At 35.9% G+C, this 14,748-nt stretch carries 15 protein-coding genes; 3 read left to right on the forward strand and 12 right to left on the reverse strand.

Annotation, left to right across the window (positions count from 1 at the left end; all coding sequences use genetic code 11):
* Nucleotides 1-26: 26 nt before the first annotated feature.
* Genes C7K42_RS03685 through C7K42_RS03695 form a run of 3 tightly spaced genes read right to left on the reverse strand, consistent with a single transcriptional unit; the run spans nt 27 to nt 2,357 of the window.
* Entirely contained in the window at nt 27-1,460 is a 1,434-nt protein-coding gene (locus tag C7K42_RS03685; RefSeq protein ID WP_094244164.1) for a 6-phospho-beta-glucosidase, read from the reverse strand.
* A gap of 19 nt (nt 1,461-1,479) precedes the next feature.
* The gene (locus C7K42_RS03690) at nt 1,480-1,848 is read right to left on the reverse strand and encodes an HAD hydrolase family protein (protein ID WP_061839949.1); all 369 of its coding nucleotides are present in this window, start codon (nt 1,846-1,848) and stop codon (nt 1,480-1,482) included.
* Nucleotides 1,845-2,357, reverse strand: coding sequence for a histidine phosphatase family protein (locus tag C7K42_RS03695; protein ID WP_061839948.1), 513 nt, complete (start codon nt 2,355-2,357; stop codon nt 1,845-1,847). The genes C7K42_RS03690 and C7K42_RS03695 overlap by 4 nt, the downstream gene beginning before the upstream one ends.
* Before the next feature lie 193 nt (nt 2,358-2,550).
* Here C7K42_RS03695 and C7K42_RS03700 point away from each other — a divergent pair, with 193 nt between their 5' ends.
* Nucleotides 2,551-3,468 (forward strand): MurR/RpiR family transcriptional regulator, encoded by a 918-nt coding sequence (locus C7K42_RS03700; protein ID WP_014125077.1) that lies wholly within the window; start codon nt 2,551-2,553, stop codon nt 3,466-3,468.
* Nucleotides 3,469-3,717: 249 nt separating this feature from the next.
* Here C7K42_RS03700 and C7K42_RS03705 read toward each other — a convergent pair whose 3' ends face one another.
* The 6 genes from C7K42_RS03705 to tyrS form a co-directional block, all read right to left on the reverse strand.
* Nucleotides 3,718-3,933, reverse strand: coding sequence for a YneF family protein (locus C7K42_RS03705; RefSeq protein WP_014125078.1), 216 nt, complete (start codon nt 3,931-3,933; stop codon nt 3,718-3,720).
* A 94-nt stretch (nt 3,934-4,027) separates the two neighbouring features.
* Nucleotides 4,028-4,837 (reverse strand): aldo/keto reductase, encoded by an 810-nt coding sequence (locus tag C7K42_RS03710; RefSeq protein WP_103099948.1) that lies wholly within the window; start codon nt 4,835-4,837, stop codon nt 4,028-4,030.
* Between the two features lie 92 nt (nt 4,838-4,929).
* Nucleotides 4,930-5,820, reverse strand: coding sequence for a deoxyribonuclease IV (locus C7K42_RS03715; RefSeq protein ID WP_061839945.1), 891 nt, complete (start codon nt 5,818-5,820; stop codon nt 4,930-4,932).
* Between the two features lie 29 nt (nt 5,821-5,849).
* A complete protein-coding gene (locus C7K42_RS13030) occupies nt 5,850-6,251 on the reverse strand; it encodes an AEC family transporter (protein ID WP_234976246.1) in 402 nt (133 codons plus the stop codon).
* 36 nt (nt 6,252-6,287) lie between these two features.
* Entirely contained in the window at nt 6,288-6,764 is a 477-nt protein-coding gene (locus C7K42_RS13035) for an AEC family transporter (protein WP_234976247.1), read from the reverse strand.
* 64 nt (nt 6,765-6,828) lie between these two features.
* The gene (gene tyrS / locus C7K42_RS03725) at nt 6,829-8,091 is read right to left on the reverse strand and encodes a tyrosine--tRNA ligase (protein ID WP_103099934.1); all 1,263 of its coding nucleotides are present in this window, start codon (nt 8,089-8,091) and stop codon (nt 6,829-6,831) included.
* A gap of 160 nt (nt 8,092-8,251) precedes the next feature.
* Between tyrS and C7K42_RS03730 the strand changes: the two genes are divergently transcribed.
* The gene (locus C7K42_RS03730; RefSeq protein WP_103099935.1) at nt 8,252-10,600 is read left to right on the forward strand and encodes a transglycosylase domain-containing protein; all 2,349 of its coding nucleotides are present in this window, start codon (nt 8,252-8,254) and stop codon (nt 10,598-10,600) included.
* 44 nt (nt 10,601-10,644) lie between these two features.
* On the opposite strand, the gene C7K42_RS03735 is transcribed toward C7K42_RS03730, so the two are convergent.
* Together C7K42_RS03735 and ccpA are read right to left on the reverse strand one after the other, a co-directional pair.
* Entirely contained in the window at nt 10,645-11,208 is a 564-nt protein-coding gene (locus C7K42_RS03735) for a DUF1697 domain-containing protein (RefSeq protein ID WP_014125084.1), read from the reverse strand.
* A gap of 239 nt (nt 11,209-11,447) precedes the next feature.
* Complete coding sequence (gene ccpA / locus C7K42_RS03740; RefSeq protein WP_069029026.1) at nt 11,448-12,449, reverse strand: catabolite control protein A; 1,002 nt, start codon at nt 12,447-12,449, stop codon at nt 11,448-11,450.
* 195 nt (nt 12,450-12,644) lie between these two features.
* Here ccpA and C7K42_RS03745 point away from each other — a divergent pair, with 195 nt between their 5' ends.
* Nucleotides 12,645-13,748, forward strand: a complete 1,104-nt coding sequence (locus tag C7K42_RS03745; protein ID WP_061839939.1) for an aminopeptidase P family protein — start codon at nt 12,645-12,647, stop codon at nt 13,746-13,748.
* Between the two features lie 364 nt (nt 13,749-14,112).
* Here the strand turns inward: C7K42_RS03745 and C7K42_RS03750 are convergent, their stop codons facing one another.
* Entirely contained in the window at nt 14,113-14,742 is a 630-nt protein-coding gene (locus C7K42_RS03750; RefSeq protein WP_069029028.1) for a YtxH domain-containing protein, read from the reverse strand.
* Nucleotides 14,743-14,748 lie beyond the last annotated feature (6 nt).

The following is a 14,748-nucleotide window of genomic DNA, read 5'->3' on the forward strand; positions in this document are numbered from 1 at the left end:
AAGTAATTTTTATTATTATGAAATTCCTAGTTGTTAGATAGATCTTCTCCGTTTGAAGCAATCACTTTTTTGTACCAATCAAATGATTTTTTCTTAGAGCGAGCGAGTGTACCGTTTCCTTCATTATCTAAGTCAACATAGATAAAGCCGTAACGTTTCTTCATTTCACCACTACCCGCAGAAACCAAATCGATACAGCCCCAACTAGTATAGCCCATCAAATCAACACCATCGATTTCAACAGCGTCTTTCATCGCTTGAATATGTTTTGCCAAGTAATCAATACGATAATCATCTTCTACATAGCCATTTTCATCTGGATGGTCAATCGCGCCTAAGCCATTTTCGACAATGAATAATGGTTTTTGGTAACGATCATAAATATCATTCAGCGTGATACGCAAACCAAGTGGATCAATTTGCCAACCCCATTCACTTGATTCTAGATAAGGATTTTCTACAGAGGCAAAGATGTTTCCTTGGGTTTGTTTCAATAATTCAGGGTCACTGGTAGCTACCCGTGAAGAGTAATAAGAAAAGGAAATAAAGTCTACCGTATTTTCTTTTAGGATTTCTTTATCGCCGTTTTCCATTTCAATCTCAATGCCACGACGTTCCAAATCTTTTAGGAAATAGGCGGGATATTCCCCACGTGATTGAACATCAATAAAGAAATAGCTTTCTCTATCTGTCTTACGAGATTCCCAAACATCTTCAGGACGGCAAGTATAAGGATAATAAGATCCAGAAGCCAACATACAACCTACTTGGTTATTAGGGTCAACCTCGTGGGCGATTTTTGTTGCAAGTGCGCTTGATACTAATTCATGATGCGCAGATTGATATTTTACTTGCTCTTCGTCTTCGCCTTCTTCAAAATAAAGGCCGGCTCCCATAAAAGGTGCATGCAAAATCATATTGATTTCGTTAAATGTCAACCAATACTTCACTAAGCCTTTATAACGATTGAAAATGGCACGACAAAGTCTTTCATAAAAAGTAACCATTTTACGGTTGCGCCAGCCGCCATATTCTTTAATTAAATGCATTGGACAATCAAAATGTGTAATCGTTACAAGGGGTTCAATGCCATATTTGTGACATTCATTAAATAAATCTTCATAAAATTGTAAACCTTCTTCATTAGGTTCGGTTTCATCTCCATTAGGAAAGATGCGTGTCCAAGCAATCGATAAACGATAAGTTTTAAAGCCCATTTCCCCAAATAAAGCAATGTCTTCTTTATAACGATGATACATATCAATTCCTACTTTTGCAGGGAAATGATGTTTGTCGTCAAAATCAAACATTTTCTTATGTCCGGCAATAATTTTCGCGCGATCAGGGCCATTGGGTACAACGTCAACGTTCGCTAATCCACGTCCCCCTTCATTATATCCGCCTTCACATTGATTTGCAGCAGTTGCGCCGCCCCATAAAAAGTCTTTTCTAAATCCCATTTTATTTCCTACTTTCTTTTTAATTAATAATTTGAAAATGTTCAAAAGCTTCATATAAACCGTCATCTTCGACAGATGCAGTAATATAATTAGCCATTTCTTTGATCTCTTTACCGCCATTTCCCATCGCCACACCGATTTGACAGTGTTCCAACATCTGGATATCTACCTTAGCGTCCCCAAAAGCAAGTGTATCTTCGACATTTTTTGCTAAGAAACTTAGTAACTCATCAATAGCAACAGCTTTATCGATATCTTTTAAAGTGATATCGCCAAATAAGGCCTTTTCACCACTACCGCCCCATGTGCCAACTTTTAAAGATGAAAACTTTTCTTGCGCTGCTAAATAGTCGTCATAACTCGCTAAAATAAAACTGATTTTATTCACACCCTTGCGGTAAAGGGGTTTGCCATATAGCATATCGAAAAAACAGTCGCAGATATCGCTTGTTTGGCACCAGGTTTTCCTTTATAGGCAATATATTCTTGTATTGTTTTTACACTACGACTAGCAAAATTTTCACTAGCAAATAAACCGTTATTACTTTCTAAATAAAACTCTAGCCCACGACTTTTTAGCCAGCCGACAATCTGTTGGGTATCTTCAGCGCGCAATGTTTTTTCTTTTACAACTTGGCCTTTAGATTCGATATAACTTCTATAGTTCCATTCTTTTATCCCTTTTTTACGAGTATAGGCTTGATCGGAACGAATAATTTCCATTGTATCGCAAGCTCTTTCTTGGGTTGAAGCATATGCCGCAGCAAAATTTATTTCTTTTTGTGCAAAATAGTCTTCTGCCTGTTTAGCTTGCTGTTTACCTAAATCAGTTAAAGGAGAATCACAAGCGCCTTGGACCCTTTTTAACTGGTTGAATAGTGTCTGACCATGATGCATAAGATAAAGTTTTTTGCCTCATTTTCCACCTTCTTTCTCAATTTATTTACAAGACTATTATCTATATTAGCATCTCCTTTAGCAAGAAAATATTGAATCTTCAATTATTGTTTACAGATAAAATAAAAGTATCGACAAAATTTGTAAATATCGTTTACAATATATATCAAAACTATGTAAATGGGGTGGTTCTGTGTTATTAACAGAAAAGATCGAAGAAGTTTCTTTTTCTCCAGCAGAAAGAGAAGTTGTTCGTTATATTCTTACAGACTATACAAGAATTGAAAATGCTACAGTAAAAGAGCTTGCCGAAAAAAATTACGTGCATCCCTCAACTTTGATTCGGATTGCTAAAAAAATGGGCTTTCACGGTTGGAACGATTTCAAAGACGCTTTTTTAAAAGAACAAGACTATTTACACAATCATTTTGTACAAACAGACGCTAACCTACCCTTTGCGGAAAATGATAGTATTTTAACAATCGCGCAAAAGATTGCTTCTTTAGAACAAGAAACGATTTCTGACACACTTTCTTTACTTGAACATCAGCAGCTGCAAAAAGCTACCGAACTATTATATCAGTCAAAACAAATTAAAATTTTTACTTCGAACGCGAATCTTCTGATTTCACAAGATTTTGCCTTAAAAATGCGTCGAATTAAAAAGCAAACAAGCGCGGCCGAAACAATTGGCGAGCATGTCTATGAAGCTTATAGTACAGACGAAAATACGTGCGTCCTAATGATTTCGTATACTGGCGAAAACGAGATGCTTAAACGAATTTTGCCTATTTTAAAACAACAAGGAGCAACAATTATTGTTTTAACAGGGATTGGTGATAATACTTTGGCAAAACTTTCTGATTGCCATTTGCGTTTAGCTACACGTGAAAAACTTTATTCAAAGATTGGTAGTTATACCACCAGCACTTCAATTTCTTATTTATTAGATATTTTATACAGTACGGTTTTTGCTAAAAATTATCAGAAAAATATGGCGCATTTAATCGCTATTGGAGAAGAGTACGATAATCGCACTAGCACTTCACCAGTCATGCATGAAAGTAACCCTCCGAAAATTCAAGTGACTGATGCAATTATTCCAAATTAACTTTTTAAAAAATCTAGAACTTCTAAGAAAGACTTGCTCTAGATTTTTTAAATTTTAGACCTATGTCATGTTTTCAACTCTAGTTTTTTTGTTTTCTTAACCTACTTATTGATTTCAGCTTTAGTTTTCCTGATTTCTTAACCTACTTTGCTTATCCAACTCTAGTTTTTTTAATTTCTTGACCTACTCTTGACTTGTAGCTCTAATTTTCCATGAAAAAAGGCGAATCCTTTACGATCCGCCTTTTCTTTATTTTTGATTTTTCATCTGTTGCATCATTTGACGAACTTTCTTTTCAGAAGGCTTTTGCCCCATTGACATCATCATTGTGCGCAACATATCTTCGTTGATTGGTGGATTTTTTTTCATATAATCTTCCATATATTTACGTGCTAAAAAGAAACCGCCGATAGCTCCAACAACTAAAGCGATCACTGCAATTAAAATGACATAACCAGTTGACATTTCACACTCTCCTTTCCTCTAGACTGTCCATGAAGTATTTTACTAGAAACATCAGGAAAAGAAAAGCTCGAAACAACTCTTTTTGTCAATTGATTTATAACTTATCCAGTTGATCCATGTCTTCTTTTTCCAAAACAAAATCTAGCTGTGCATTTTCTAAAATATATTCTTCGTGTACTGACTTAGGCAATGGTAATATATCTTTTTCTAATAAATATCGAAGAGCAACTTGTGGAATAGACTTTTCATATTTTTCCGCTATTTTTTGGATTTGCTCGTCATCTAATATGCCACCCGTTGCTAAAGGCGAATATCCTTCTACTAGTATCGAATGCTTTTGACAAAAATCAATTGTGCCCGTACTCAAATTACCGATATAACATTTGATTTGGTTGACCATTGGCGCTACCTTAGCATTTTCGATAATATTTTTTAAATCCTCAATATTAAAATTTGAGACACCGATCGCTCTTGCTTTTCCATCTCGAAAAGCGTCTTCTAGTGCCTTCCACACTTGAACATTTTTCTTATCATCGTTTTCATGAGGCTCGCCGATTCGACGCCAAGGTCTAGGCGCATGAATAAGCAATAAATCCACATGATCTAAAGATAAACGCCGTAAAGATTCATTAATATTTTCCATCGCTTTTTCATAAGTATCGGTTTCTGCTGGAACTTTCGTTGTGACAAAAATTTCATCTCGTGACACAGGGACATCTTTGATTGCCTGCCCTACATCTGATTCATTGCCATAAACGTATGCCGTATCTACATGCTTATAACCATTATCTAGTGCATACTTAGTGGCGCGATAAGCATCTTCTGGAGAGCTTTGCCAAGTACCAAAACCAACCTTAGGTATTTCTACCCCATTTACTAGTTGAAACGTTTCATCTAAAATCATTTTCATCCCTGCCTTTCTAATTTTATTATACAAAAAAACAATAGCATATACAAAAAAAGCAGAATCATCAATAGACTCTGCTTTTTATAAAATTATTGTTGCTTTATTTTTTCCAGTAAATCTGGATCAAATTCACCATTATAAAGCATGGCAATTTCAAAACCATAAGGCGATTTTTTATTCTTCTTGTCTTCGCCTACCCAAGGAGTTTCCAAAATCTTAGGTAAATTTTTCAATTTATCATGATGTGCCACTTGTTTTAAAGCATCAAAGCCAATTTTTCCAAAGCCAATGTTTTCATGCCGATCTTTATGTGAACCTGGTTCATTTTTTGAATCATTAATATGAACCACTTGCAAACGGTCTAAACCAATCACTTTGTCAAACTCTTCTAATACGCCATCAAAATCATCCCGAATATTATATCCAGCATCACTGGCGTGACAAGTATCAAGAGTGACAGAAAGCTTATCATTTAAGGTCACACCATCAATAATACTTGCAAGTTCTTCAAAAGAACGACCAATTTCTGTCCCTTTGCCAGCCATGGTTTCTAATGCTATTTGTGCTTTTTGATTTTTGTCCAAGGCTTCATTTAAACCTTTGACAATTTGATCAATCCCCGCCTTTGCACCTGCGCCTACATGAGAGCCGGGGTGCAAAGTGATTTGGTTAGCCCCTAATGCTTCTGCCCGTTGAATTTCATCTTGCATAAATTCAATAGCAAACTCAAACATCTCTGGTTTATTCGTATTGCCCAAATTAACAATGTAAGGCGCATGAACGACAATATTAGACAGTCCATGCGCTTTCATATAATCTTTGCCTTCATCAATGCGCATGTCTTCAATCGCTTTTCTGCGCGTATTTTGAGGTGCGCCTGTATAAATCATAAAAGTGGTTGCATCATAGCTTGCTGCTTCTTCAGCCGAACCTAATAACATTTTTTTGCCTTTCATAGAAACATGAGAACCTATTAACATACTTTTCCTCCTTATTTTGTTTCTCTTTTTTAAACAGTTGGGCCTAATAACAATAATAACAGTGTCATTAAAGGCAAACTTATTAAGAAACTAATCGACGAAGCAACGCCTACGCTTTCTTCTTTGACACCAGCTATTACAGAGTTTACCACGCCAAACAAAGGCACAGGTGTTACACAAAGTAAACACAATATCATTTTAGCAAGAGGCTCAATGGGCAACAAGTAAAACAAACCAACAAATACCAATCCCATAACATAACGTAATGTTAATAACTGAAACACTATATGACGGTCTTGACGTGGCAAGCGTAGTTCTAAGTAAAGTCCAATCATAAACATGGACAAGAAAACATTAGCATCTGCCACAGGTTCTAGAACCGTTAAAAAAGCTGTTGGTAAATCAAAAGAAATTAACCGTAAAACTAACATCACTACATAACAAGTAAATGGTATGAAAGAAAATAATTAACGTAAGACACTTTTAAACGTTACCCCTGTATTTTGACCTGTTAAGCGATCACTAAGTACCTTTGTTCCTCCAGAAAGCATAATACTATTTCCTGTATCAAACATAGAAATTAAAGGCACCCCTGAAGGTAAAAAGCCCTGTACAAAAGGTAAGGTGAAATTTCCAATATTAAAACCAGTCGCACAGTAAATAAAAAACTGCTGATCAGTGTTAGATTTTCTTTTGGTTACAAAATAACTAATAAAAATTTGCAGAATCGACCAGAAGAAACCAATCAAGACGAACAACAATAAATTACTTTCAATTGCTAAATTGGCCAAGTTAATAATAACGACCGCAGGTAAAGTCACATTCATGATGATAATAGACAAACTGGAACCGTCTGCTTTATGTAAAAAACCAATTCGCTTTAAAAAATAAGCTAATACAATAATGAGAAATAAGCCCACAGCTCGTATAATAATTGTTCCCATAAAAAACTTCCTTTTGAAATAATGAGATCACAAGAAAACGAGTCTCTTATGATTTTCTCTTCTTTTAAAAACGTAATAGAAAATATCTTTTTTTACCGCGACGGATAACAGTGGTCTTTCCACCTAATTTGTCTGAAGCTTGAATTTCATAGCTTGTATCTTGAATGCGATCACCATTCAAATAAATCGCGCCATTATTGATATCTTCTCTTGCTTGTCGCTTGGAAGAATCAATACCCGCCGCAATTAATATCTCGACTAAATTCAAAGAATCGTCAGAATCTACTTCATAAGCGGGCACTCCGCCAAAAGCCTGATCTAGTTCTTCAGTATTTAATTCTTTCACGGACCCACTAAACAAGGCCTCTGAAATTCTTTTGGCTTGTTCATACCCCTTTTGACCATGAACTAAAGTCGTCACATCTTTAGCTAACGCTTTTTGCGCAACTCTTGTTTCCGGTGCTTGATTAAATTCTTCTTCAATTTGTGCAATTTCATCTAAACTAAAGAAAGTAAAATATTTCAAAAATCGTACCGCATCACGATCATCTGTATTTAACCAGAATTGATAAAATTCATAAGGACTGGTTTTATTCGCATCTAACCAAATCGCATTTCCTTCTGTTTTACCAAATTTTTTGCCATCGGCTTTAGTAATCAAAGGCATCGTAAGACCAAAACCTTGGACGCCTTCTTCGCGGTGCAATAATTCAATACCAGAAGTAATATTGCCCCATTGATCACTGCCCCCCAATTGCAAAAGACAGCTGTATTTTTGGTACAACTTTAAAAAGTCATAAGCTTGTAATAATTGATAAGCAAATTCAGTGTAAGAAATGCCCGAATCAATGCGACGCTTTACACTTTCTTTACTCATCATATAATTAATTGTAAAGTTTTTTCCAATATCTCTTAAAAAATCAATTAAGGTCATTTCACCTAACCAATCATAGTTATTGGCTACAATCGCTGGATTTTTTTCATTATTAAAATCAATAAATTGAGATAATTGTTGCTTAACGTTGTTCGACCAGTCTTGTACCGTTTCTAGGGGATTTAATTGTCTTTCTTGGTCTTTAAATGAAGGATCCCCGATCATCCCTGTTCCTCCACCCACAAGTGCGATAGGTGTATGGCCGTTTTGTTGAAAACGTCGAAGCATTAAGATAGGTAATAAATGTCCGATATGTAGACTATCTGCCGTTGGGTCAAAACCTACGTACAGTTTTACAGACTCTTTATTTAATTGTTCTTCTAGTGCTCTTTCATCTGTTGTTTGATGAACCAAGCCACGTTGTTTTAGTTCCTGAAAAAAGTTTGAATGCATGGCTTTTCCTCCTTGTAAAATAGTTTCATTTGTAATGATAACTGAAAAATCTTTTAAAAGAAAGCTTTAGTTTTGTTTTTAATTAAAATAGTCTAACTATTCAAGTGAACGATTTTTTGCTATAATCAGACAGAAGTAAAAATATAACGAGGTGACGGATTTGTCGCAGCAGGAAAAAAATAGCAAAAAAGCAAAACAAACAAAGCAACAGAAAAATTCTGGATGGTTTTATTTTCATATTGTTATACGAGTGATCCAATCTCTACTATTAGTAGTGGTTAGTCTTTTTATCTTATTTGGCGCGCTTGGCGCAGGTATGGGGGCAGGTTATTTTGCTTATCTAGTTGAAGATACCAAAGCACCTACTAAAGAAGAATTAGAAGGCGATTTAGAAAATGTTGACGAAACTTCACATTTAGCTTATGCGGATGGGAGTAATATTTCAGCAATTGATACTGACATCAAGCGTAATAGTGTAAGTTCTGATGAAATGTCGGATTTACTAAAAGATGCTGTTGTAGCTACAGAGGATGAAGACTTCTATCAGCATCAAGGGTTTGTTCCAAAAGCTGTTCTTCGAGCACTTGTCTCTGAAGTAACTGGTATTGGATCAAGTGGTGGTTCAACTTTAACTCAACAAATTGTCAAACAACAAATTTTATCTGATGAAGTTACCTTTGAACGTAAGGCCAATGAAATCTTATTAGCCACTCAAGTCGAAAGAAATTTTTCTAAAGATGAAATTGTGGAAATGTATTTAAACGTCTCACCTTTTGGGCGGAATAATAAAGGAGAAAATATCGCAGGCGTGCAAGAAGCCGCTGAAGGAATTTTTGGAGAAAATGCCGATGAACTAAGTTTACCGCAGGCAGCATTTATTGCCGGTTTACCACAAAGTCCAATTGTGTACAGTCCGTATACAAATACGGGTGAGTTACAAGAAGACTTAGAACCTGGACTAGATCGAAAAGACTATGTCTTGTTTAGTATGTACCGCAATCACGATATTTCAAAACAAGAGTATGAAGAAGCCAGGGATTATGATTTAACAGCGGATTTTCAAGGGCAAGAAAGTTCGGATAACAATAACGAGCGCAACTTTCTATATAATACTGTGATGAATGAAGCATTGGAAATTGTCGCTCAACAGCTAGCTGATGAAGATAACATCAGTAGTGAAGACTTTGCTGAAGAAGAAACTTATCAAAACTATATTCAAGAAGCCCAACAAAAATTGGCAAACGGCGGTTATACTGTTAACACCACCATCGATCAGGACATTTATAACGCCATGCAAGATACAGCTGAAAATTATGGCTACTTATTAGATAATAATAATCAAGTTGAAGTAGGAAATGTCTATATGGATAATGAAACGGGTAAAATTCTTGGCTTTGTAGGTGGAAGAAATTACGAAGATAATCAATTTAACCACGCCTTTAATTCTACTCGACAAGCAGGTTCTGCTATTAAACCAGCATTGGTTTACGGACCAGCAATTGATCAAGGTTTGATTGGAACAGAATCTCGTGTTTCTGATTATCCAACCAAATGGAGACAAGGAGAAAATAAAGGCGATCCAATCGTTAATGCAACAAATAAAGGAACGAAAACATTCCAAACAGTTCGCGAATCTCTTGAACATTCAAGTAATATCGCTAGTTATCACATTTATCGAGACATTTTAGATGAAGAGGACGATACTTCTTTTGTTTATGATAATTATTTGAAAAAAATGAACTATCCTGATACAGATTCTTGGACCTATGAGTCTGCTTCATCAGGTGTAACTGAAGTAACTACCTTACAACAAACCAATGGATTTCAAGCTTTAGCAAACGATGGTGTTTACCAGGAAGGTTATCTGATTGACTCCATTACCGATTCCAGCGGAGATGCTTTATACAAACATAAAGAAAACCCTGAACGTGTTTATTCAAAACAAGCAGCTTCGATCATGAATGATTTAATGCGTGGTGTCATAGATTCTGGACATACGACCGAATTTAAATCAGACGTTAGTAACTTAAATTACAGTCTAGCCAACGCTGACTGGGTGGGTAAAACAGGAACGACCGATGACTATAAAGACTCATGGTTAGTTGTTTCCACACCAAAAGCTACTTTAAGCAGTTGGTCAGGACGTGAAGACAACCAGGGCACAGATCGTGACGCTAGCAAACGCACTGCCCAATATATGTCTTATCTAGCTAATTCGATCTATCAAGCAAACCCAGATAGCCTAGGAGCTGATGAAGACTTTGAATTAGACGATGATGTCAAAGAAGAAGAAGTTTCTGAATTTACTGGTACAAAGGTAGACGATAATGATACCGTCGAAGTAGACGGTTCAAGAATGAGCGTCCCTAGCGATACAACAGATTCCTACTGGGCAAAAGGAACACCACCAGGACCAAGCTTTAAATTTGGTATAGGTGGCAGTGACAACAACTATGAAGACTATTGGAAAAACGGACCTGAAGATAACAACAGTGATAATGATGATTAACAAAAAGCCAAGGAAGCGACTGCTCTCCTTGGCTTTTTTATATCCTACAAAGTATTTAACAACTCATTCATTTTCATTGTAGTTCTCCAATTACGCATAGTAATCGATTGATAAATCGGTTTTTTTATTATGCGAGATAAAGCACTTTTAGTATAATCAGGATGCTTAGGCCCCGGCCTACGATAGTATACTGCATAACTACCTTGCCAAACTCTATCAATCTCTTCACGAATTGCCACTTCTTTCATTACTTCATCTGAAGTAACGCCTATCAAAAACATAACTTCATAGCGATAATCAATTTCAGCAGTGTTATCACCAAACGTTTTAGGCGCCTCTTCTATAATTTTTTGATACAAGGAATGCTCTAAAGCTAACACTCTAACCAATTTACTATCTAACTCAAAGTTTTGAACAAGTAAACTTTCTAACTGACTAGTAATTTCGGTGCAAGATAATGACGATTGCAGAACTATATTTCCACTTTGTATATAAGTCTTCACCTGATTAAAACCTGTAGCATCCAAAACCAAACGCAAATCAGCCATCTTGATTTTATTCTTTCCTCCGACATTGATGCCTCGAAGATAAATCACGTAATTGTTCATTGCTTTATACTATCCCCCTTCTTCTGGGATAAAAAAACAAGCAACATCAACATAATCTTATACTTACTTTACAGCTTTAGTTATTAAAAAGTTGACAGACAAAAAGCTTTCTTTTCCCAAATTATAACCTTTCCTTTGTTGAATAAGCAATTTATTAGACCCTAATCTTTAATGAAATAATTTTGTTAAAAAAACGCCTCAAAGCTGAGACGTTTTTCAATATGTTTTTATTTTACAATTTATTTGGTTGAACCTTTTTCCATAATGCTTGATGGTAGAACAATAGTTCTTTGTTCGATTTCTTCTTTGTTCATCAATTTTGTTAGCAATCTGGTTGCTACCGCACCGATGTCATATAGTGGTTGCGTAACACTTGAAAGACGAGGACGAGTGACATCAGTCAAAAGCGTATTATTGCTAGTAATAATTTCAAAGTCTTCTGGAACTTTTACGCCTGCGTCATATAAGCCATCCAAAACGCCAATAGCTAATTCATCGTCAGTAATATAAGCTGCTGTTGCGCCACTATTCAAAATACGATCTACTAAAGCTAAACCTTCTTTAAATTCATAAGGAGCTTCAAAAATCATACCTTCGTTATATTCTAAATTGTTTTCTTTTAATCCTTCTTTATAGCCAGTCAAACGGTTTTGTCCATTAATAGCATCAATAAGCGCACCACTTACAAAAGCAATTTTTTCATGTCCATTTTTAGCTAATAAAGAAACAGCTTCTTCTGTAGCTTTAGTATAATCAATATTAACGCTACCTACTTGTTCATCTGGATCAATTGAACCAGCTAAAACTACGGGTGTTTTTGAACGGGAAAATTCTCCGCGAACTTCTTCTGTAATTCGGTGACCCATAAAGATAATACCGTCAACTTGCTTAGCTAACAGATTGTTTAAAACTTGTACTTCTTTATTACTATCCCCATCAGAATTTGCTAAAATAATATTATATTTATACATCGTAGCTATATCATCAATCCCGCGTGCTAACGAAGAAAAGAACATATTGCTGACATCAGGAATAATAACACCGATCGTAGTTGTTTTTTTGCTAGCTAAACCACGAGCGACAGCATTTGGACGATAATCAAGACGGTCGATCACATCTAAAACTTTCTTACGTGTCGCAGGTTTCACATTCGGGTTGCCATTAACAACACGCGATACCGTTGCCATTGAAACATTGGCTTCACGCGCAACGTCATAAATCGTAATTGTCTGTTTTTCCATTTTCAAAACTCCTTGTTCATTTTATTTTCTGAAAACAGTATTTTCATTTCTTTTCTAGAATAGCAAATTTTAAAAAAGGTGCAACCGTTTTACATTTTTTTCATGAAAATGCTTTTTTCTTAAGTAAATTTTAGAAATTATATCCAAAGAATGCTAAAATGAATGTTAGTTAAGTTAGTAGAAAGAAGGATACTTATGAATGATAAAAAAATAAACGAATTAACTGACTGGATGAAAAAGAATGGAACAGATCTTGTTTATATTACAAATCCTAATACTGTTTCCTACTTTACCGGTTTTACAAGTGACCCACACGAAAGGATTTTAGCGTTATTTTTCTCTGCCGATAAAGATCCTTTTTTATTTACCCCGGCTTTAGACGCACAAGCTGCAAAAGAAAGCTCCTGGCAATATGATGTTATTGGCTATCAAGATGCTCAAGATCCTTGGAAAATGATTGCTTCTGAGATTCATAATCGTTATGGTACGCCAGGAGACATTACCATTGAAAAGTCTTCTTTAAGTTTAGATCATTTTGAAGCTTTTGCTGCTTATTTTCCCAAAACAAACTTTTCTAAAAACTTAACGCCGGTCATTGAACAAATGCAATTACGCAAAACGCCTGCAGAAATTGATAAGTTAGTCGAAGCTGGTTCTTGGGCGGATGTTGCTTTTGAGATTGGTTTTTCCGCAATTAAAGAAGGAGCCACAGAAGCCGAAATTATCGCTGAAATTGAATATCAATTAAAACGCAAAGGTGTAGCGAAAATGTCATTTGACACAGAAGTTTTAGCCGGAGCTAAAGCGGCTAATCCTCATGGCACGCCTGGTGACGATCCAGTCCAAAAGAATCATTTTGTTTTATTTGATTTAGGTGTTCTTTGGAAAGATTATTGTAGTGATGCGACAAGAACTGTGGCATTTAAAGAACCTACTGCTTTTCAACGTAAAATTTATGATATCGTACTAGAAGCGCAACTTGCTGCACAAGAAGCAGTTAAACCTGGTATTAAAGCTAGTGAGTTAGATAGAATTGCGCGTGAGGTCATTGAAAATTATGGCTATGGTGAAGCATTTAATCATCGCTTAGGCCACGGTATTGGTACAACAATTCATGAATACCCTTCGCTAGTTGCCGGTAATGACCTTGTCTTAGAAGAAGGCATGTGTTTTTCTATTGAACCAGGCATCTATTTGCCAAACGAAGTTGGCGTACGTATAGAAGATTGTGTTTACGTCACTAAAGAAGGCTGTCAGCCATTTACTAAAACCAACAAAGAGTTACAAATTATTGAATAAATGATGGAAAATCACCTGCTTTGCTTAACATGGCAGGTGATTTTTGTTTGTATAACGTTTGACTTCTTTTTTATCACCATTATTTATAGATATTGGAGCCAACTAGAGCAAGTTACCTCCAAGAATTTATCCATTGATGGAACATTTAAAAAGATGCCACTAATCACTCACAGTTTTAAAAAACAATGTCCTACCCTTCTTCAAGGTAAAGTTGTGTTTGAAAAACTTATTTGCTGACTCTTCTTTCTAGACTTAGGTCTAAACATTTCGCTTTGGGTCCTTACTTTCGGACTCAGACTTTTGTCCAAAGAAAAAACCGAACAAAGTAATATAACACTACTTTGCTCGGTTTAATTGGTTCTCACTATTCTTCGCCTGGATTATTTTTTTCAACATGATCTTTTAAATCTTCTACTGAATCGTCAAAGTATTCTTTGATATCTTCGTGTTCATCAGCCATGTTTGCTTTTGTCTCTGCAGTAACATCATCTGCTTGATCTTTGGCATCTTGTGCGATCGAGCTTCCTTGGTCGGCAGCTTCAGAAACTGTATCTTGTACCGCGTCTGAAGTGTCTTTTACATCAATGATAATATCTTCAGCCGTATCTTGTACTTCATCAGAAACATCTGACGCTGTCGCTTTAGCATCTTCTGCGATGTCACTAGCTAAATCACTATAGTCTTCTGCAGCATCTGACATTGTATCTTTAACATCTTCAGCTGTATCTTTAGTTTTGCTTTTCATTGAGTCAGCAAGATCACTTGCTTGTTTGCTAAGATCATCAGCCTTCTCTTTAGCTAAATCTGTTAAATCACTGCCCTTGTCTTTTGCAATATCAGTATAATCTGAAGCAGCATCTAGTGCATGGTCCACTTGTTTCGCCAATTTATCGCGTAGTTCTTTCCCAGATTCTGGCGCCAGTAGCAAAGCTGTTACTGCAGCTGCTGTACCACCAATCATAGCGCCTAATATAAATCCATCTTTTTTTCCCATAAGGAT

The organism is Tetragenococcus halophilus subsp. halophilus DSM 20339, assembly GCF_003841405.1.
GTDB classification, from domain to species: domain Bacteria; phylum Bacillota; class Bacilli; order Lactobacillales; family Enterococcaceae; genus Tetragenococcus; species Tetragenococcus halophilus.